Origin of the sequence: Psychrobium sp. 1_MG-2023, from assembly GCF_030689115.1 — a bacterium.
Classification (GTDB): Bacteria; Pseudomonadota; Gammaproteobacteria; order Enterobacterales; family Psychrobiaceae; genus Psychrobium.
Genome location: NZ_JAUYVJ010000014.1, coordinates 52,929 through 72,897, shown reverse-complemented (window position 1 = coordinate 72,897; position 19,969 = coordinate 52,929). Strand labels below are relative to the sequence as shown.

Below are 19,969 nucleotides of genomic sequence, written 5' to 3'. Positions count from 1 at the left end.
TACTTTGGTGAAGCGCGTGATGATAAAAAACACTATCATCACGCTATCTCACTAAGGCAAATCACAGCCTATTTCTTGTTTCCTTTGATAGTAATCAACCGTTAAGCCAACTAGCTGAGGCACCGTAGCCAAAATAGCGATTGATGAAAACGTCCCCATGATCACCCCAGTAAATAATGCGGTCGCAAAGCCACTTAATGACGCGCCAGCTAATAACCAAACCGACACAATTGTCACTAAGGTTGTCCCTGATGTGATCACCGTACGGAGCATTGTGGCTTTTATAGCACTATTAATAAGCTGGTCAAGCGGCTTATCAAGCTTTGCATTTTGCTGCATTAATTCACGAATTTTATCGCCAATCACAATAGAGTCATTGAGTGAGTAGCCTATAATCGCCAGTAAACTCGCCAAAATAGTCAGATCAAACGATATGCCAAACCATGCAAATACGCCAATAACAATAATCACATCATGGAATAACGCCGCGACAGCGCCAAGTGCTAACCGCCACTCAAAGCGAAAAGACAGGTAGAACAAAATTGCCATAATCGCTGCCATTAGCGCCAAGCCTCCTTGATTAATCAACTCATCCCCAATTTGGCTACCAATATAAACTGAATCTTGTAGTGTTACTGTTAAACCCAGTTGCGCCGATAATGTCTGTGCAAATGGATCAAACCATTCTTTCGCTATCACACTCGCGCCATCATCTGCCTGACGTAATGTCCAATAATGACCACTTTGACCAGAACTTAACTCAAAAGGCCCCGTTAAATGCTGTTCTAAGTGTTTCGTCACAACTTCTTTAGCTAATGGCTGATTGAACGAGAATTCGGTTAAATAACCTCCGGTGAAATCTAGACCAAAGTTAATCCCCTTCGCTAGCACTCCTAATAGCGCGATTACAATAAAAAACATTGATAGATAAAAACTAGCAATACGAATTTGAGTTAAACGACTCAATAAAAAAGCAGCTAAGTGTTTCATGATGCAGCTCCAAATAGACGAGTTTTATTCTGTCTAATGACAAGGTTGGTTAAAACTTTTGAGACAAAAACACCAGTAAACATACTGGTTAAAATGCCAAGACATAAAATCAACGCAAAGCCTTTCACCGGGCCATAGCCTATCGCATACAAAATGATGCCGGTGATTAGCGTCGTCAAATTAGCATCTAAAATAGGTCCTAAAGCGTTCTGATAACCCATTTCCACCGCTTGTAATGTTGAGCGCCCTCGCTTTATTTCCTCTTTAATTCGCTCAAAGATAAGCACGTTAGTATCTACTGCCATACCCACAGTAAGTACCAGCCCCGCAATTCCTGGCAGGGTTAATACAGCCCCCGGCAAGAGAGACATCAGTCCTAACAAACTCACCAGATTACAACCTAATGCAACATTGGCCACTAAGCCTAAACGTCGATAACACAGCCCCATAAAGATCAAAGTAAAAGTAATACCTAGAATAAGTGCCTTAACACCATTATTGATATTGTCAGCTCCTAAGCTCGCTTCAATTGTTCTTTGCATTACAATGGTGACCGGTGCAGGCAGCGAGCCTGCGCGTAATAACAACGCTAGATCCTGTGCAGCCTCTGCGCTTGACATATTAGTGATGCTAAATTGTGAGCCTAGAACCTGTTGAATATTAGCGACATTAATGACCTTTTGCTTTTTAAGCATTTGGTCATTGGCATCACGATAATACTCAGAAAAAATGGTTGCCATTGGCTTGCCAACATTATCGCGAGAAAACTCAGTCATTTTTCGGCCGCCTATGCTATCTAATACCAAATTAACTAATGGCAGACCCATTTCGTCTTGACCCGCACGAGCACTCTTAATATTACTGCCTGAAAAGATAGACTTGGGATTAAGGTGGAGCATTTGTCCGCTAGAATCGTTGATACGAAACACTCCCGTCGAATCATTATTTGCAAATTGATAAAAATCTAATGACGCCGTCGCACCAATGATACGTTTAGCTTGAGCCGGATCATGTACCCCAGGAAGCTCAATTCGAATATGGTGTCGACCTTGTTTCTGAGTAACCGCCTCTGTGATTCCCAACTCTTCAATACGCCCGCGCATTGTTTTTAGCGCGAGGTCCATAGTTTGTTGGTGGAAGAGTTCATACTGCTGTGGAGAATAATTGAAAGTAATTTTATTGGCTTTTTTATGCGCCGTCACATCTGGATAAGCACGATTAAATTCTGCGATTAATAACGACTGTTGCTCAGATGATAACCGTGTTCCAATCACTTGAAGCTGAGTCGGCTTAGGTTGAACAACCTTGGCGCCGCGCAAATTATTGGTTCGAATAATTGATTTAAGCTCATGGCTCATTCCTTTAAATTGCTCAACAATCCCTTGCTCAACATCAACATCTAATACAAATAATACACCGCCGCTTAAGTCCAACCCCAGTTTAATTGGCGCAGCGCCTGTGGATTTAAGCCATGACGGCATTGAGCTTGTTAGTGAACTCGCTATGAAAAAATGTTGTTCAAGCTGTTGATTAAGAATAGCCATCGCGTGTGCTTCATCAGCTTTGTCGGCTAATGTAATAGCGATGTTATTCCCTGTAGCGTTGGCTTGTGAAACACTAATGCCCTGTGAAGTTAGTAGAGACTTTAATCGCGGCACAGTCATCTTGTCATTAGTGTCGTCAGTAAAAGTAAGGCGCTCTTTTGCAGTTAAAGAAATCGTTAACTGCTCTTGATATATGTTAGGTAGTGCACTGACCATTAAAAATAGCAGAACAATGACACTTAGTAATTGCTGCCATTTAAATTGCAGCGGCTTCTTTCTAATCGGTGGTTTCATTAGTTAATCTCAATGATAGCTTGACCAAAAGTTCTCCTAGCAAAGTGCTAAGTAAATTAAACGATCGGAAAAGCTGACGATTTTTAGTCGTCAAATACTGTTGTAATAAATAGTTTTATTCCGCTTGCCATCCAACCGTCAGGTGAGGAGAGCTCAAAGAATTAAATAAAGCATTGAAAAAATGAGATTAACTAAGAGGATCTAACAATGTTGTATAAAGCATATTGGCGTCTTTCCAACCGGAAATACGTGAGGTGGTTTTCTTAAAACTGGTTTGTTCAAACCAGTGAGGAAGTTTTGGGGGGGTAATGAGGTTTTTATATAAGGCCGCTGATAGTTTCGGTTCGAAAAACTCACACACCAAGCCATATTGTGGTTGTTGCTGCGCTTCAGCTAAAAAACAAGACACATTCGCGCGGTAAAAGCGCGGAGGGTTATAAATATCTTCACTAGAAGATTGCTCTTGCTGATCAAGTAACTTAAACAGCATATTTGACGATGCGTTAGTCAGTTGCTGTTTGGGTACTATCGTAAGTTCAGTAACTTCAGGGGCGTTATTTATCGCATGCGCAGGCGTATTAGCAGTAATCGCTAATACAACTATCAAACACATCGATATCAAAAGACGCCACATCAACTTTAAGCAACCATAAACAATTCAGCCTTATATCACTATATATGGACAGGTGAGTAGAAAATCAAGTCTCTTCACATAAATGAATACATTACCACTACAACAACAGAAATAAGTAATGCAGTGAGTAAAAGTACTAATCAAGGATTCTCTTTTGCGTTAATCTATTTATACTCAGGTAAAGGAATAATGTTTAAGGGATCAGCTTGATGATAGAACAAACAAATAACCTACCAACCTTGTTACTAGTTGATGATGAGCAAGAGATTCTGTCGGCATTAAAACGTGTGTTACGATCACTTCCCGTAAATATCGTCACCTATACTTCGCCAACAGACGCATTAGCCTATTGCCAACATAATTTTCCCTCCGTGGTGATATCTGACCAACACATGCCAGATTTAGAAGGCTGTGAACTTCTCGCTAAAATACAAAAAATATGGCCAGAGTCTCAGCGTATCATTCTTTCTGGTTATCAAGATTTTGCGAAGGTATCATCAGCGTTCAGTCAGGGCAGCATTGAACGCTTTATCTGTAAACCTTGGGATAACAAAGAACTTACCATCACTGTTGAACAGGCATTAGCGGCTGTTGAACAATCAAAACCCGCTGCAGTTTTAAATACGCAGAGTCAATCTGTTCCGAACTCTAACTTTCACGGTATTATCGCTAACACCAGCACAATGCATGAGTTATTTGAAAATATCAGTCATGCGGGAGCAACCCATGCTCCTATTTTTATTACGGGTGAAACAGGTACAGGTAAAGAGCTTGTCGCTAAAGCTTGCCATGCCGAAAGCCCGAATAATCAGGAACCATTTATTGCGGTCAATTGTGCTAACTTTAGTGAACACCTCATGGAGTCACAATTGTTTGGCCATAACAAAGGCGCATTCACAGGCGCCATTACCGCGCAAGAAGGACTCTTTTCTGCTGCAAAAAAAGGCACACTATTTTTAGATGAAATCACCACGCTATCAAAACCACTTCAAGCAAAGCTATTGCGGGTCATTCAAGAGCGTGAATATAGTCCTCTTGGGACCAACAAAGTCTATAAGTTTGATGCAAAAATTATTTCTGCATCATCAAACTCTATCGGCGCGGCGGTGGTCAATAATGAGTTTAGGGAAGATTTATACTATCGCCTTAATGTGATTAATTTAACGCTTCCACCGCTACGAGAGCGAGCACTTGATGCTCAACTCATTGGAAAGTTTTTCCTAAAAAAATACAGCAAATTGGCCAATAAGTCTTTTAAGCGTTTTTCACGAGATGCCTTGCAGATAATTAAATCATACGCTTGGCCGGGTAATGTTCGTCAATTAGAAAATACCATTCATGGTATTGTAGTGCTCAACCATGGCGATGAAATCAATTCACAAATGCTGATTAAAGCCTTATCCAACATGGTTAACAACTTATCGCCCCCAAAACAACAGGCCTCAGCAACAACCGAAGCTGTTGAAACGATAGCAGAGACACAGGTTTCAACAAGTGGCCACCCAGCCTCAATCATTCCCTTATGGCAAGTTGAAAAGCAGGCGATCGAGTCTGCAATTGATAGCTGCAATGGTAACGTCGCTAAAGCAGCAGCGTTATTAGAAGTGAGTCCGTCGACAATCTACCGCAAAAAACAAGAGTGGGATAGTTAGCGTTAAATTTCTAACGCTAACAGATTATTTCGCATAATTTTATCTTTAAGTTTACGAGCAAGCCACGGGCTAATTTTTCCAATAAAATTTAGCTTCCTAACCAGCTCATCACGCAGCGTCGGATTGTATTGATCGTTAATCACCGAACCAAGTAACAACACCTCAGCGCTTTGTAATTTATTCAATGTATTACTTAGCGCAGTGGTGGTCGTTTGTCCAGCCAGTACCGTTAATATCGCTCCATCGCAAGCACTGGCGACCAACTCTGGTGGTAGGTTGCCCCCATTATTTAAGCTCACTGGTGAGGTATCAAAAATAACCACATCAAATTGCTTCAACCATTGTTTAACTTTACTGCGTAACATCTCAGGCTCTCTCATTCTTAGCATGGCCTCACGCGTCGCAGGGCCTGCTAGAATAGACAGTTTATCAGCAACTGGAATGATTGATGTGCAAGATTTAAAGTTGATCGGAGCGTGGACCAATTGCTTTGCCGAGTAGGTTGGCACTGAGAGTTTGAGCCGATTAAACCGAGGGGCGCGCGCTTGAGCTTGAGTGCTTAGCAATGGACTATGCAGATTAAAGTCCACCACAAGCGTTGAACGCCCGGCTTGTATATTACGCTTAGCTAATGCCATCACCACTGAACTCACCCCCTCTCCAGGGTAGGTAGAGACAACAGCAACCGCTCGTCGTTCTCTTGAAAATGTCGCAGCATAAATCCGTTCTAACTCAATATAATGTGTTGGTATCTCAATCATCATCGCCTCCATTACAGTTTATAATCGCTTAAGTTGACCAATTACCACGGATCACAGTACGCCCAGTAACGACGCTAAGGAAACGAGCTCAAACACATCCCGTAGACCCACTCGTGCTTTTGCCATAGTGGTATTTCGTTGGTCGGGTACATAAACGGTATCACCAACTCGAATTACCGGTAAGTCACTAAAGTTAGCGGTTTCAGAGAATTCGGCTAAGTCAAAAGTACGTGCCTGACTGCGACAGCAAGACAGGTTAACCACCGTAATTTTTTCAATATAAGCGGTTGAAACAGTCCCACCAGCTTCTGCTAATAAGTCTAATATCGTCATGGTATCGTCATAGCTATAACGACCCGGTTTATTCACCGCCCCCAAGACCCGAACCGTCACTTCTTTAGGTTTATCTAACCAGTCTCGGTTACGCTCTGGAATATAAATGGTATCGCCCATTTTAATTTCAGGTAATAGGTGCTCATCTCCCGTTTCAAAATACAGCGCCAAATTAAGTTTTGATACGCGCGCTTGTCCTGTGCCGCGATGATTAATTCTAATGTTTCGAATATCAGCTTTGGCTGTTGGCCCGTCAGCGGCCGCTAAGATATCCAAGAAGTTCATTTCTTCGGTGAACATATAACGACCCGGCGCCCCTACTTGACCAAAAACATAAATTGATTTCGCCGCCGACTGCCTCACCCATTGCGCTTTATTATCACTTGGATCACTTGGTAAATCATGAACGCGAATGGTGGCTCCGGCACGAATAACAGGTAGCGCACTTTCAGCCACCCCTTGTTTAATGAAGTTATCTAAATTAAACGTGTATTGCTGTAATGCCCCGTAGCCGTCGGGCGAGGTAATATCAATATTTGCCGTATCTGCGCGTGATGTCGGCCCTCCCACATGAGCAAGTAAATCAATAAGTGACATTTCATTCGCCCATTCATAACGACCGGGGCGAACCACCTCTCCAATGACACGAACCGCTCTATTAGGCGACACTTTAAGCCATGACTTCTCATTCATATCTGTTTTTTCAGGTACAAAAATCGCATCGCCAGAGCTAATACTTGGTAATTGAGCACTCGCAATACCTTCGGTGTAACCCGCTAAATCAAAAGACATTACCTCTCCTGAGGCTTTGATTATTTTTATTTGTCTCGATTCTGCAAAACGTGTAGGTCCACCAGCATTAGCCAATATATCCATGAAAGTAGCATCCGCTTTTCCTTCAAATGCTCCGGGTTTAAACACTTCCCCCATAATGTAGACAACATTCGCCCCTGTTTTTATTTGCTCTTCTTGCTTAGGAACAAAAATCGTCGCCCCGGGCTTAAGTTCAGGCAAGAGCGTGATATTACCGCTATCTAAATAGTTTTTAAGATTAAATAATTGAGGCTGACCATCAGTGATCACACGGATATGTTCAACACCGGCATACCGAGTCACCCCACCGGCTTTCATTAAAAACTCGACCAAATTAGTTTTGTTATTAAATGAAAAGCTCCCTTGGCGATGAACTTCACCAAATACTTTAATTGCTAAGCGATCTGCGGCATCCCCCCCACTCGCGACTTTAGCTGGGTCAAACTCAACTTCAATGTTGCCCACCATCGGTGAAGCAGGGATAAATAAAGTATCTAGGGGCTGTAGATTTGGTAGAATACTACTATCACCACTATCTAAATATTGTTTGTAATTGAACACTTGAGATGTGCCATTGCGACGAATTTGCAGCTTGTCTAATTGCGCGCCAGTTCTTAACCCTCCCGCTGCAATTAATGCCATTTGAATATTGGCCGATGCAGGTAATGTGACATGCCCGGGCGCTTTAACGTACCCCATAACATTGACCATCAGTTGCTTTTTGGCAACGTAAACCGAAAACCCAGACATATCGCGATAAACGGGCTGTAACGCGGCAACTAAGATCTGCTTCAACTCGAGCTCAGAGTACCCAACCACAGTGATACTTCCGACTTCTGGGAGCTTGATCCCCCCCCGCACATCGACGGTAAAGTTTTTATTTAACGACTCCTCTCCCGGAAGACCAACGTGAACAACATCACCGAGCTGCACTAAATATGCTTCTTTAGCGCCCACGCTAGTAGATAACAATAAGCTACACATCACAATGAGTACCCAATATTTAATACTAATAATTGTTTGCATGATCATCTCCTTCCCCAGCACTGCGAATCGTTTTATCAATAACATCAATACTCACTCTGCGATTGATTAAGCGAACTGACATCTCACTTCCTGCAATCAATGGCTCATTACTACCAACCGCAGAGATCTCTATTCTGCTTGGTTCCACTCCCATTACCTGAATATAGCGACTGACCTGCTCCGCTCTCTGACGAGATAAAATGACATTATCCGCATCTTTCCCTTGGTCATCAGCATGCCCAGTAATGCTTAAATGGTATTGTGGAATGTCTTTAATCAACTCTACTGCTTGTGCCAACCGTATAATATATTTTGGGTTTAAGCTGCTTGAACCAACAGCAAATTGATTATCTACATTCAATAATTGCGAAACCTTTTCAGCGAGCGCTCCTGGTGAAGTCATCCCCTCTGTTTTCGCTAACTCGCACACTTGGTGCTCATTAACATAGTTAAGTTGCTTCTCAAGACGGCTCAATAATCGGCGCTGAATAATAATGTCATTTGCAGCGTCGTATAATAAACCACTACCAATTTCATTTTTTATCCGCAGCTCACGCCCATGAGCTTGCACTACCGTCGCAGGAAAACATAATTCAGCCCCCTCTAAAATCAAAATATCTAGCTGCTGAACTAATAGTGTAAAGTCAAAGCGTAAACCATGTTCAGGGCCTAATGGGCTATCAACTTCGACAGGGTATCTCGCTTCACTTAAAGGCTCTTGCTGCATAAAACGACTACTACAACCTGTCGATAACAGTGCAATGACCAAGCAGCTTCCAAGTGCTTTTGGTTGTAATAGAGTGATTTTCATGAGTTAACTGCCTCTGGCATTGCTACATTAGCTTGCTCTTCATTGAGCCACTCAACAGGCATCGCATAATGAAGACGCAGCATTTTGATTAGCTGTTTTGGTTGGCCATGAATACCCACTAATGCAAGGCTTCGATTGTTAAGTTTTAAGCGTTTAAATAAGAAAACAATGGCACCGATGCCAGAAGAGTCGATGCGGTCGACTTCATGTAGATCAAGAATAACGCTAGCTACTGAAGTTTGTGCTAATTGCTCAATATCATCTTGGCTACAACCCATCCCTTGAGAATCCATAGCGCCTAGAAATGTTACAATTAATTCATTATTTTTAGTTTGTTCAATAAATGATTTCATGGTCATCACCTTAATATTTAGTGGAACTCAAATATAAGGTTGCACAGAGCATACCAAAACAAACATAAATATAAATAACAATCACTTAAATCAAAAAACACAATAAAAAAAAGAACATCCACTGTTCTTTTTTTATTCTGCATTGCATTTTAATAAAGTGCTGAAAGATTATTGCCCTCTTCCTGTTACCATCACTACTATTGTTTTAGCAGCGATGTACAAGTCCATCGCTAACCACTGTAATGGATAGTTTAGGGACAAGGCGTAACTGTGGTCATAGCCCACCTTGGTCCGAACATCATCAATGCAAGTATCGTAGCCTTGGTTGACTTGCGCTAATCCAGTAATCCCCGGTTGCACCAAAAACGTCCGCTCAGCAAAGTATGGGATCTGCGTCTCTAAACGTTGGTAAAATCCCGGACGTTCTGGTCTAGGACCAATTAAAGACATGTCACCTCGCAATACATTTACCAACTGTGGCAACTCATCTAATCGAGTATTTCGTAAAAAACGTCCAATCTTGGTTACTCGAGAGTCACCTTTAGTAGCCCAAACCGCACCACTTTGTTTTTCCGCATCAGCCACCATGGTTCTAAATTTGTACATATTAAATAACTGAGTACTGTGTTTCGTCGATAAACCGATGCGTTGTTGTGAAAAAATAACCGGACCGGGCGAGTCTCGCCAAACCATCAATGCAACAATAGCCATCACCGGAGCAAAAATAATCAGAATCGCTACAGAAACAACAATATCAATAATGCGTTTACAAAACTTTATTTTCGGATTAATCGCTTGTTCTATCATGTTAATTCTCCGTATTATTCAATGATCGTTTATGAGCGGAAACCTCTATTTACCGCATAATGAATACATCCAAGTAGATTAGCCGTATAACCACTGACTAAATAATAAAGCGTCTGCCATAGTGGGTTGGGTTGCTGTGGCTTTATTAACTCGAACAAGATAACCGCAGCATAGAGTGCACTTTGACCTATCGCTGCCATCAAAAAAAACCAATGGCTAGTTGCTAACAATCCACTGCCAAGCCACGCTCCAATTAATAGCAACGGCATCAATACTCGCAGTGCTTTTCCAGAGCCAAACATGAAAGCAACGGCGCGATATTTGGGGGATAATAAACCACGAAAGCGGATCAGTTGTTGTAAGTTACCTGCCGCAATACGGCGTCTGCGCCCTAAATCTAGCTCTTTACTAGCACATTCCAATTCAACGGCATTAATCGATGAAGCATAAATAGCACGATACCCTTGCTCCACGACCGCCATAGCGATGACAAAATCATCGTTAATGGTATTTGTCGGCATCGGTAAAAAGAGTTCACGTCGAATCAAATAAAACGCACCATGCGCGCCAATAACTGAGTTTAGTGCGCCTTCTTGTTGCTTTAAATTGCTTTGATATTGCCAGTAGCGTTGCTCCCCCGTAGATCCCGGGTGCGCTAGTAGGTAATGCCCTGTGATCAGCCCAACATTGGCATCTTTAAAATACTGACTCGCTTGCTGCAGCGCATCCATTGATATCAGAGCTGATACATCACTAAATGCAACAATATCGGCTGTAACTTCCGTCATCACTTGATTGAGTACCGCCACTTTACCCCGGTTGACTTGGTACTCTTCAATGGTAATTGGCAAATGTGTACATGCCGGCTCTTGAGAAGCAGCCCTAGCCTCTGCTGCTGTTTGGTCTGTGCAGCCATCACACACGATAATGATCGATAACTTTTCCATTGGGTAATCAAGAATTGCCAAATTACGAATCTTGTCAGCAATGAACGCTTCTTCGTTATAAGCGGGAATCACGATAGTTATAGAAAGTGAATCTTGTTGTAACATCTGATTAAAACACGATGATGTCACACTGATTGTCTCTGATACATGCTGTTGAGACTCAAACATTGAGCTTAAGCGTTTTAACAGTAATGGGTAACCCACATGGTGATAAATAATGAGTAACATACACCCTAATGTCATAATAATTAACAAAAGCGAAATCATAAAGCCCCCTCGATCATTTGATGGTTAATTAGTCTTGCATAGGCTTGAGCCATCGCTTTAACACAGCGATGCTTCACAATAAAATCTCTTGGACTATCAAAATGCTGCTCTAATGACTCAATTGGAAATTCATTGGAGTAAGACTGCGAAAAAGCCCTCTCATAAAAAAGTTCACGGTGTAAACTTTGAGTCATAGCTTCAATATCACCAGAGGGGATCAATGAACCAAAATGAGGGCACAGTGCTTCAGCGGCTCCACCGACTCGAGTAATCACTGAAGGAATATTGCAAGCTTGCGCTTCTAATGGCGATAGTGGTAACCCTTCATGAGTGGAAGATAAACAAAAAACATCAAGCATTTGATAAAACGCAGGCATATTGTCAATAGCCCCTAAAAAATGAACTCGCGAGCTCACATTAAGCTGAACCGCTAACGCCTTTAACTCCTTTTCACTTGGACCTGTCCCTGCAATGGCCAAGTGCACTTGTTGCGGTAAATTCGCCAGTGCTTTAATCAGTAAATCTTGCGCTTTAACGGGGACTAAACGACCTGATGTGCCAATAAGTAATGGAATTCGCTCCAACTTAAACAACCTCTTAGCCCATTGTTGATTACCAGGAACAAAGCGCTCGGTATCAATGCCGTTATGAATAATAAGCGGCTGTTTATAGTCTAGTTTTTGTTGTAGTTGTACAGCTACAACTTCGGCATCTGCCACTAGTTGGGGGCTAAGTACACTCAAGATAAATCGTTGGATGAAACGACGTTTTACATTCATCAAGTGCCATGTATCATGCTCAGTATGAATATGATTTTTTACCCCAAGTAGCTTCGCTGCCATGCCGCCATATATCAACGGCCCGATATGGTGGGTGTGAACAGCGCTAACCTTAAATAACTTAAATAGTGAGATTAATTGGCGTAACGTTCTGTAGCTTAGTCCAGGTTGCTTGTTTAGAAAGATTAGTTGTTTACTAACTGTTGTTAATCGAGGCCAACGCTTTAACGCTTCTTCTTTACTGCCCTCTAGACTAAAAATTAGGGTATTAAAATCTTGGTGCTTCATCAGATCAAGCACCATGGTTTCAATTCCACCTTGTTGCAGATGTTGCACTACCTGTGCAACAACGGGTAAGTTATTATGCTTCATACTTTCCTCCAGATAATCGAGCCACATTTTGCGCATTTGCTGATGAAAAAGATGGGATACGGCTTAACACGGGAATACCTGTTAACCGCTCTAATTCATCTCGGCGATAAACGGTGTTATCCGTTAGTGCAAAGACACACGACAGGCCGCCGCCTAGTGACAACCCTGCGACAGCACCAGCAAGTAAATAAACAAATAACGGGAAATTACTTGGGCGTACTGGTGTAAACGGTAAATCAATAATCTTGATTCTTTTATTTTGCTCAAATAAGCCTAAGGCTTGAGTCATTCGCGCCATCTCATACCGATGTAATAACTCTTCATACAGCTCTTGCTTGATCCTAAAATCACGTTCTAGTTTTTGCAGGGTTTGTTGTTGCGCGCCAAACTGCGCCGTGCGTTGTTCAATACTGGCGATCATGGTTTGTAGCGAATTGATTTCTTCGGTTAAAAAGTCTAACTGGGTGCGAGACTGCTGTAGATTTTCGAGCTGAGTAATTAATAATGGCTGCTTGGCATCAGTATCATTGACTGTTGCAGCACTCGCCATATCCCATAACGCGTCCGAGCTAATGGTTTTTTGTTGCTGTGAAAGCAACGCTTGGCGCTCTAACTCTAAGCTATTAAGTTCACGGTTAATCGCTTTAACTTTTGAGTGTTGATCGGTATAACGCGCCTTTAGCAGGGCTAGATTCCCTAGTAGCTTAATGATCTTGTCTTCAATCTTGCCAATAATTGGGTTGGTTTTTGACAGTTGTTGATTGAGCCCCCCTAAGCTTTTTTGCGCGCCGGCTTGTTGGGCCATTTTCTCAGCTAAGCTCAATTTTAATTGGGCTAAACGAGTGATATTCGCGCTATGCATGTAAGGCAGGTTAGATGAATTGCTTCCTTTAAATTCAGCTAATGCTTGCTCGGCTTGTTTTAGCTCTTGATGTCTTGTCTCCAAATAGCCCTCTAAGAAGAAAGCAGAGTCTGTCATACTTGAACGTTCTGGCGCTAATAACTGCTCGATAAAATGGCGTGATACCGTTTCTAATGTTTCTTTCATACGTGACGGTGAACCTGCACTATGCTCTATGCGAATTAAATCCTTACCAGCAAGAGACATTGTTAATGATGCAGATAATGTGGAAATAATGCGCTCGTATTCATCAGGTAACGTTTGCGCATCCACCAAGTCTAGCTCTTGGGCAACCGCACCAAGGATATGGCGAGAATGTAATAAGGTCTCAAGAGAGTCTAAACGCTCCTTTAACATTGCCGAAACGGCAAAATCTTCAAGGAATGGATTCATCTTTGAGGTTTCTTGAATCAACATACTGGTATGTGACTCAAATCGTTTGGCACTGGTTAACCCTAATGCTGCGCCAACTAGCGGTAAAATAATTAGCGGAATAAACAGCATATAGCGACGACGCCATAGTGCTGTAAGCATATAAAGTAACTGATAAGATAAGTCTTTCATAAGCAATCCACCAACTCTGCAACTTCACTGGCTCTAGCCTGCCAAGAGTGTTCACACACCAACAGTTGTCGCGATTTTTTTTGAGCTTGGCTGTCATTGAGTGAGTGGTAAATCGCCTCGCACATTTGTTCTGCTCCCGAGACGATTGCAATGGCATCACCAAATGCCTCAACGGCTGGAAACGCAGTACTAACTACTGGCGTTCCGGCAGCAAGGTATTCACGTAACTTAAAAGGGTTACACGCATTAATTTGTTCATTTTGGCGAAAAGGTAGTAACGACACTTGCCAATGTTGGCTATAACGAGGAAGTAGCTCATGAGCTTTTGCCCCTAAGAAATACACATTAGAAAGCTTGGTTAATGAAGAAATATCGATCACTGATTCGCCGATAAATACAAAATCCCAATCAGTCATTCGTTGCGCAACGGCAACCAACAGCTCAATATCCAGCCACTGAGAAATACTGCCATAAAAGCCTGCAATCGGACGGCCTTGATTAGGTAAGTCAGATGCCGGCGCACAATGGTTGGAGAAAAGAGCATAATCTACGCCGTGCTCTATAGTCACAGCAGACGCACGATTCATTTTTTGACGTAAGGTATCACTGGCCGTTAACACGATATCGGCACAATCGACTAACTCTCGTTCACGTATTATCACAGTTTCATGATCCACCCCCGCCAATGCTGAAAAGTCATCACCACAATAATAAACGACACCGGACTCATCTAGCTGACCAACCATATCGACAGCGGTTGGCAATGACACCCATAACACAGGCGAATGACACCCTAAGCGTTTAACAGCAGATAATGTTTGATGGCGTAATAGCCAAGTCGAAAGACTCCTTGCCCAACGACTACGAGGTGCTGGAATTGTTTTTGGGTTAATGACCGTAAAGTGTTTATTACTAATTGCCGTCTGAGTTTCTGAGTGACCGTTATAGTTGCGCTTGTTAACACTAAATAGCTTACTCATTGCACGTAAAACATCTCGGTAATTCCATTGCGGCTGGCGTAAGCCGATAGAGTTAATCCACACGACTTTACGCTCACTAGACAGGTGCTTAATCAATTGCTGAGTACTACTAGGCAGCCCTCCCCAGTCTTCACCAAATACGATAAGGTCCTTAGCCATGTGATTCTCCTCATTCCTACACTCAATTGCATTAATCATTGCTTTAAAGCTTCCTAATGACTTTGGCTGGGTTACCACCCGCTAGAACTCCTGCCGGAATATCTTTAGTAACAACACTTGATGCAGCAATAATGCTGCCTTGACCGATAGTTACCCCCGCCATGACAAACACCCCTGTCGCTAACCACACATCATTCTCTAAGATAATGCCTCCTACTTGCGCATCGGTTTCCGCAAGCCCTAAAGCGCGTTCTTCTGCATTTAAAGGGTGACCTGGGTAGCCAGCCAAGAAAGCACGTCCAGCAATACGTACGTTGTCACCAATAACAACTTTGCTACCAACGGCAATCGTCGTCATCCAACCAATATCAACATTGTCGCCAATCCATAGCATCGGTGTTTGTTTGCTACAGGTCCGCCCGGTAAACGTGCTATGCCCAGAAACTCGGCAGCGCTCCCCGAGTGAGATATCTAAATTTCCAGCGATATATGGCAGGCCACCATAAAGAAATAGTTGGCCGCCACAGGCTTTAGTACGGCTTTTAAATAATGGCGTCCAATAACCAAGGCGCATCATAAAGCTGCATAAGCTGGTCACTAGCTGATGAAAAAAGTAAAGCACTCGATACGGGGATTTCGGCAATGGAATATCGCCACAGTGAATAGCCTTAGCCCAGCGCCATAACGATTGAACAAAAGGAGTTCGGCTTGTTTTTAGCCAAGACTTCATGTGATTTAACGTTGCGAAACTCATAATAAACCCCTTAAGCAGATAATTGCGGTTACAACTTACCTAGTAAAGAGCAGCATTGATGCCAACTAAAAAACTTTTAAATTACATAAAGATAGGATATACACTTTTATCTTAAGTGTGATTTGCAAAAGGTTTTGCAAGGATTGTTGCAAAATGAGACATAACTATTGGTGGCGCTTAACCCATTGTGCGACAGCCATGGACAGCGCCGCTAAAATATACACCGGCCAGGTAAAGCCTTGGGTTAGAAAGGTGCCTGCGACTACAGTACCAATCAAGCCACAGTAAGAGGCATTGGCACAAGCGTATAAGATAGGCGGCGCATCCGGCATTTGATTAAGTGTTACTAAACTGCGGTAACCTAATTTTAATAAGTAATAAATTAACACAGTGAAAACCAGCAGCCCCAAAAAACCCGACTCAGCCAACACTCCAAACCACGTACTATGTACGGCATGGTTTAGGCCATCCCAATGTGGACTGTAGTAAAAATAGTTAGAGTAGAAATTATCAATGCCTACCCCAGAGAGTGGATTATCCACTGCCATCTTCCAAGCCGCTTCCCATGCATATAAGCGCCCCTGAGCCGAAGCATCGATCCCCTCTTCCCCTGCACCGCCAGAGGAGCGTCCCGAGATTCCTGCGACCACATAAAGTAGTGCACCTGCGGCAACCGACACTCCTGTAAACACCAACTTATTTTGTGAACGCTGATAAAAAAACAGCCCAAACACTGCTAATACGCCTAACAATCCCCCACGACTTTGCGTCGCTAAAATAGCAAAAAACAACACAGGAATACTTATAATGCCAAGCCATCGCGTCAATTTATTCAATCCTGGAGTCAACGCCAAACTTGCCGCAAAGGCCGCAGGAAACATCAGCACTAACGCAAGATCATTAGGATCCCCCAGCACCGACCCAATTGCACGTCCAATGGTTACCCTTGTCTCTTCAACCATCCCTATCCCATTAAGTTTATTTGATATTGCAACCAGACTCACTAACACGCCAGAACAAGTTAATAGCACGGAAGCAAAAGTGAAATCCTTCGCACTTTTAGTCAACCAAGTGATAGCAAACGTCATCAGCGCAATTTTCCAATAGATATTTTTAAAGTACTCAATGGCTATTGGCCGATTACTGGCAAAAATAACCCCGAGCGCGATTAATGTGAAAAAAATACTCAGTAGGGTTAACTCCCGACTCCACCATGGCTGTATACGTTTGGTGAACCCAATATGCCATATCAAACCAGCCATTGAAGCAAGCGAGAGCAACAAGGGAATTTTTAATGAATAAAGTTGCGGGAACACCTCATGTAATCGAAAGAAAGAGAAAACAACAAATAGCAACACTAAATAAAACGGCACACTCACTACAACTAAAGCCCCGATAGGAAGGATAGCCAACACTAAAATAAGTAGCGGATGAGGAATTTTCCACCAAATCAGGCTGAACAACACACACACCACCAGCACAAACAAACAGCGGTTTGCTTGGCGGACATGCTTATATGCGCTTGAAGAGTCTGCCCATTCCCTATAATCACGACTCATGATTTACTCGATGTATTTGGTAAAATAAAGAATTGAACCAGGGCTTGGTAACGTGCTTGTGAGATAAAATAAATACTCACTGCAATCGCTACAAGCATGAGCAGCGAAGTGATGACAACACTAAAAAGATTAATGGTTATCAACTGTAAACTATAAACAATCACTAGGCACAACAGTGCAATACTGATGATTTTTGTCATTGCATAGGGTAACGGCAGATAATATTGACTTAGTAGGAAAAATAACAGCACCTGAGTGAAGTACGCGCAATTTAAACCAATTACTACCCCCCAAATACCATACGTTGGAATCCATAGCCACATGCTCACAACACCGATGATAGCAGTCACGAGACTGATCAAAAACTGACAACGCGTCGTCTCTCCAACAAAACAGCCAATATTGACCAACTCTGAAATTTCTTTGAACGCCATTGCTAACACCAGAAAAGCAATGTATTCAATGGCGCTGTAATATTCCTTCGGTAGTAACCATTGAATCAATAACGGTGCAATGAAGGTGACAACCACTGCAACGACAAGCACAAAAACAATCCCCATTGAAGTATAAAGTGCTATTCGTTCTTGCCCTCCATGCTCTTGCAATAAAGTAAAGCGCTTTGGTAACCACCACATGCCAAAAGGTTGTACTAATAATACAGTAGCCAGTGCAAACTTTGCAGCAACACCGTAGATCGCCACATCAGTTAAGCTACCGAAATCAGCTAACAACCAGCGATCTAGCCCAGCCAATGAGAAAGCAATGAGACCACTCCCAACAATTGGGATACTATAGCGAATAAAGACATAGGATTGCGCGCCAATCCAACGTAATCCAGTTTCCTTGAACATCACATAAGTTAAATAAGCACCTTGAATAAACGCGGCCAGAAAGCATGCCAATAACACACCGTCAACGGCCAGCCCTAATCGTAAGAAAGCAATGATTAACAACGCTTGCAGTAAGGTTCGAGTGCAAGTCAACATAAAGAAAGTGGTCACCTGTTCTCGCATTCGTAGCCAAGCCAATGGAATGGCTATCGCGCCTTCAAAAGCGATCACCAGTAATACCAGTCGTAATTGCAATGCCGATACAGGTAAACCAAACTGTGCCAATGCAATAGGCGCAATTAGCCAACCCGCTAGAGCAGCAAGGGCTCCACTAATCAATGTTAAAGTTAAAACACCACCCGCAATGCGCTTTTTTTTCACTTCATTACTTTCGGATCCAGCAAAGCGAAACAATGTACTTTCAAGGCCAAGACCAACCAAAATACTGAAGACGACTCCGATACTGGTTAATAGCTCTAATTGCCCAAACTGCGACGGTGTTAAGTAATGTGCAACAATGGGCAACATGATCAACGAGATTGACTTCATTAGCGCAATACTCACACCATAGATCATCGTGTGTTGAATGCTTTTTGGTAGCACCCTCAAACTTTTGATTTTCATAACGTCTCCTTATACTTACTAATCAGTCATGGCCGAGGCGTAAAGTATCAACAGAAAATCACTTGATGGACGGGTCGATAAAGCTGTTCAGCTTGGTAGGTTTGAGCAATATCTTGCCCCTGCAAGCCGATTTGCTGTATGAGTGCAGTGTTATTACAAACAACGTCTAATTTTTGGTGTAGATCTTGAGGATCATTAGGCTTGTATTTAATACAGTTAAGCCCGTCCGTTAACTCTTTATCCCAATAAGCGCCATCACTAGGGATTAATACACAAAGGCCCGCTGCAAGTGCTTCTAAAATAGAGAGACCAAAAGGCTCTTTGATACTGGTCGATACAAAAATATTGCAACCTGAGCGAATAGCGTCAAGATCCTTTGGCTGCTCATACCAATGCACTTGAGGTAAGTATTGTCTGCGGCCACACTGTTTTATTAAGCTGGTTGATGTAGCTCTGTCTGCCATCAAAGGAACTGGCGCTTGAGAGACCGGCTGTAATGTTGCTACGGGTCTGATATAGCATATATCAATGTCTAACGGCTGCTTGCTCACTAGCCGCTTGCTCGCCTCAATAAACAAATCCAAGCCTTTCCACTTTAATAAAGAAGCGGCCCACAAGATACGAGCTTGACGATATTGACATTGACTCGGCCAATCAACCGCAGGTAAACCATTTTTAAACTCTTGATAATGACTAGCAGTAAGATGTTGTGCTATCTGCTTTTCCGTCATTAAACGCGCTAAACTTTGCAAAATAGACTGGAGTGTACTGGCTAAGTAAAACACGGCTTGTGCACGTTCAAGACAGCGTGCAATTGTCCGAGATGCAGCAACAGGGCCATGAATAAGCTGAATAATCGAAAAACCAAAAACCAGTTGAGCCATGTACAGAGCCAGATCAACACCGGGGCCAGAAGCCCCCACTGCAACATCAATTTTGCCAAAGCGTACCCGAACAATCATTACGTTCATCGCTAAGATCAAGTGACGTAGAAAGTAACCAATTCCTTGCTCTAAGTTCTCTAACCACGACCAGCGCCAAAGTGTCTGAAGTTGATAATGACTATTGGCCCAGCTCGCCTTATCTCCTGTGATAATGGTAATACGAGTGTGTGGCTGAGTAATACTTAACAACAAGCTGTTCGTCGCCACTTTTGAGCCACCAGCGAATGCAATCGTATCTAATACCACAATGTGTTTTGACTTTGACATATTC

The 19,969-nt window shown here is 42.7% G+C and carries 17 protein-coding genes; 1 reads left to right on the top strand and 16 read right to left on the bottom strand.

Features of this window, described 5'->3' with window-relative positions; translation table 11 throughout:
• Positions 1–51 precede the first annotated feature (51 nt).
• The 3 genes from secF to Q8W26_RS09290 form a co-directional block, all read right to left on the bottom strand.
• Positions 52–990: a protein translocase subunit SecF gene (gene secF, locus Q8W26_RS09300; RefSeq protein ID WP_101215843.1), complete on the bottom strand. Its 939-nt coding sequence runs from the start codon at positions 988–990 to the stop codon at positions 52–54.
• Complete coding sequence (gene secD / locus Q8W26_RS09295) at positions 987–2,828, bottom strand: protein translocase subunit SecD (protein ID WP_305473169.1); 1,842 nt, start codon at positions 2,826–2,828, stop codon at positions 987–989. Before secD ends, secF begins: the two co-directional genes overlap by 4 nt.
• 187 nt (positions 2,829–3,015) lie before the next feature.
• Positions 3,016–3,462: a hypothetical protein gene (locus tag Q8W26_RS09290; protein WP_153071542.1), complete on the bottom strand. Its 447-nt coding sequence runs from the start codon at positions 3,460–3,462 to the stop codon at positions 3,016–3,018.
• A gap of 209 nt (positions 3,463–3,671) precedes the next feature.
• Between Q8W26_RS09290 and Q8W26_RS09285 the strand changes: the two genes are divergently transcribed.
• A complete protein-coding gene (locus Q8W26_RS09285; RefSeq protein WP_101215841.1) occupies positions 3,672–5,114 on the top strand; it encodes a sigma-54 dependent transcriptional regulator in 1,443 nt (480 codons plus the stop codon).
• 2 nt (positions 5,115–5,116) lie between these two features.
• Here Q8W26_RS09285 and Q8W26_RS09280 read toward each other — a convergent pair whose 3' ends face one another.
• The 13 genes from Q8W26_RS09280 to Q8W26_RS09220 all read right to left on the bottom strand — a co-directional run bounded on the left by Q8W26_RS09280 (position 5,117) and on the right by Q8W26_RS09220 (position 19,965).
• Positions 5,117–5,878, bottom strand: coding sequence for a protein SypD (locus Q8W26_RS09280; protein WP_153071541.1), 762 nt, complete (start codon positions 5,876–5,878; stop codon positions 5,117–5,119).
• 48 nt (positions 5,879–5,926) lie between these two features.
• Positions 5,927–8,047 carry an SLBB domain-containing protein gene (locus tag Q8W26_RS09275; protein ID WP_101215839.1) on the bottom strand — a complete coding sequence of 707 codons (2,121 nt, stop codon included), beginning with the start codon at positions 8,045–8,047 and terminating at the stop codon, positions 5,927–5,929.
• Positions 8,031–8,858 carry an OmpA family protein gene (locus tag Q8W26_RS09270; protein ID WP_101215838.1) on the bottom strand — a complete coding sequence of 276 codons (828 nt, stop codon included), beginning with the start codon at positions 8,856–8,858 and terminating at the stop codon, positions 8,031–8,033. The genes Q8W26_RS09275 and Q8W26_RS09270 overlap by 17 nt, the downstream gene beginning before the upstream one ends.
• Positions 8,855–9,211, bottom strand: a complete 357-nt coding sequence (locus Q8W26_RS09265) for an STAS domain-containing protein (protein WP_305473165.1) — start codon at positions 9,209–9,211, stop codon at positions 8,855–8,857. The genes Q8W26_RS09270 and Q8W26_RS09265 overlap by 4 nt, the downstream gene beginning before the upstream one ends.
• Before the next feature lie 168 nt (positions 9,212–9,379).
• Entirely contained in the window at positions 9,380–10,018 is a 639-nt protein-coding gene (locus Q8W26_RS09260; protein ID WP_101215836.1) for a sugar transferase, read from the bottom strand.
• 29 nt (positions 10,019–10,047) lie between these two features.
• Positions 10,048–11,232, bottom strand: a complete 1,185-nt coding sequence (locus Q8W26_RS09255) for a glycosyltransferase family 2 protein (protein WP_101215835.1) — start codon at positions 11,230–11,232, stop codon at positions 10,048–10,050.
• The gene (locus tag Q8W26_RS09250) at positions 11,229–12,383 is read right to left on the bottom strand and encodes a glycosyltransferase (RefSeq protein WP_101215834.1); all 1,155 of its coding nucleotides are present in this window, start codon (positions 12,381–12,383) and stop codon (positions 11,229–11,231) included. Before Q8W26_RS09250 ends, Q8W26_RS09255 begins: the two co-directional genes overlap by 4 nt.
• Positions 12,373–13,848, bottom strand: a complete 1,476-nt coding sequence (locus Q8W26_RS09245; protein WP_101215833.1) for a chain-length determining protein — start codon at positions 13,846–13,848, stop codon at positions 12,373–12,375. Before Q8W26_RS09245 ends, Q8W26_RS09250 begins: the two co-directional genes overlap by 11 nt.
• Positions 13,845–14,987 (bottom strand): glycosyltransferase, encoded by a 1,143-nt coding sequence (locus Q8W26_RS09240; RefSeq protein WP_101215832.1) that lies wholly within the window; start codon positions 14,985–14,987, stop codon positions 13,845–13,847. Before Q8W26_RS09240 ends, Q8W26_RS09245 begins: the two co-directional genes overlap by 4 nt.
• A gap of 43 nt (positions 14,988–15,030) precedes the next feature.
• Positions 15,031–15,741, bottom strand: coding sequence for an acyltransferase (locus Q8W26_RS09235; RefSeq protein WP_101215831.1), 711 nt, complete (start codon positions 15,739–15,741; stop codon positions 15,031–15,033).
• A gap of 164 nt (positions 15,742–15,905) precedes the next feature.
• Positions 15,906–17,300, bottom strand: coding sequence for an O-antigen ligase family protein (locus tag Q8W26_RS09230; protein ID WP_101215830.1), 1,395 nt, complete (start codon positions 17,298–17,300; stop codon positions 15,906–15,908).
• Positions 17,297–18,754, bottom strand: coding sequence for a lipopolysaccharide biosynthesis protein (locus Q8W26_RS09225; RefSeq protein WP_101215829.1), 1,458 nt, complete (start codon positions 18,752–18,754; stop codon positions 17,297–17,299). The genes Q8W26_RS09230 and Q8W26_RS09225 overlap by 4 nt, the downstream gene beginning before the upstream one ends.
• 47 nt (positions 18,755–18,801) lie before the next feature.
• Positions 18,802–19,965, bottom strand: a complete 1,164-nt coding sequence (locus Q8W26_RS09220) for a glycosyltransferase family 4 protein (RefSeq protein ID WP_101215828.1) — start codon at positions 19,963–19,965, stop codon at positions 18,802–18,804.
• Positions 19,966–19,969 lie beyond the last annotated feature (4 nt).

What these genes read in the sequence shown, in the direction of transcription:
- Q8W26_RS09255 (WP_101215835.1), bottom strand. Translation starts at nt 11,232, where the DNA reads ATGATTTCGCTTTTGTTAATTATTATGACATTAGGGTGTATGTTACTC.
- Q8W26_RS09280 (WP_153071541.1), bottom strand. Translation starts at nt 5,878, where the DNA reads ATGATGATTGAGATACCAACACATTATATTGAGTTAGAACGGATTTAT.
- Q8W26_RS09245 (WP_101215833.1), bottom strand. Translation starts at nt 13,848, where the DNA reads ATGAAAGACTTATCTTATCAGTTACTTTATATGCTTACAGCACTATGG.
- Q8W26_RS09265 (WP_305473165.1), bottom strand. Translation starts at nt 9,211, where the DNA reads ATGAAATCATTTATTGAACAAACTAAAAATAATGAATTAATTGTAACA.
- Q8W26_RS09225 (WP_101215829.1), bottom strand. Translation starts at nt 18,754, where the DNA reads ATGAAAATCAAAAGTTTGAGGGTGCTACCAAAAAGCATTCAACACACG.
- Q8W26_RS09230 (WP_101215830.1), bottom strand. Translation starts at nt 17,300, where the DNA reads ATGAGTCGTGATTATAGGGAATGGGCAGACTCTTCAAGCGCATATAAG.
- secF (WP_101215843.1), bottom strand. Translation starts at nt 990, where the DNA reads ATGAAACACTTAGCTGCTTTTTTATTGAGTCGTTTAACTCAAATTCGT.
- Q8W26_RS09290 (WP_153071542.1), bottom strand. Translation starts at nt 3,462, where the DNA reads ATGTGGCGTCTTTTGATATCGATGTGTTTGATAGTTGTATTAGCGATT.
- Q8W26_RS09270 (WP_101215838.1), bottom strand. Translation starts at nt 8,858, where the DNA reads ATGAAAATCACTCTATTACAACCAAAAGCACTTGGAAGCTGCTTGGTC.
- Q8W26_RS09260 (WP_101215836.1), bottom strand. Translation starts at nt 10,018, where the DNA reads ATGATAGAACAAGCGATTAATCCGAAAATAAAGTTTTGTAAACGCATT.
- Q8W26_RS09250 (WP_101215834.1), bottom strand. Translation starts at nt 12,383, where the DNA reads ATGAAGCATAATAACTTACCCGTTGTTGCACAGGTAGTGCAACATCTG.
- Q8W26_RS09275 (WP_101215839.1), bottom strand. Translation starts at nt 8,047, where the DNA reads ATGCAAACAATTATTAGTATTAAATATTGGGTACTCATTGTGATGTGT.
- Q8W26_RS09235 (WP_101215831.1), bottom strand. Translation starts at nt 15,741, where the DNA reads ATGAGTTTCGCAACGTTAAATCACATGAAGTCTTGGCTAAAAACAAGC.
- Q8W26_RS09240 (WP_101215832.1), bottom strand. Translation starts at nt 14,987, where the DNA reads ATGGCTAAGGACCTTATCGTATTTGGTGAAGACTGGGGAGGGCTGCCT.
- Q8W26_RS09285 (WP_101215841.1), top strand. Translation starts at nt 3,672, where the DNA reads ATGATAGAACAAACAAATAACCTACCAACCTTGTTACTAGTTGATGAT.
- secD (WP_305473169.1), bottom strand. Translation starts at nt 2,828, where the DNA reads ATGAAACCACCGATTAGAAAGAAGCCGCTGCAATTTAAATGGCAGCAA.
- Q8W26_RS09220 (WP_101215828.1), bottom strand. Translation starts at nt 19,965, where the DNA reads ATGTCAAAGTCAAAACACATTGTGGTATTAGATACGATTGCATTCGCT.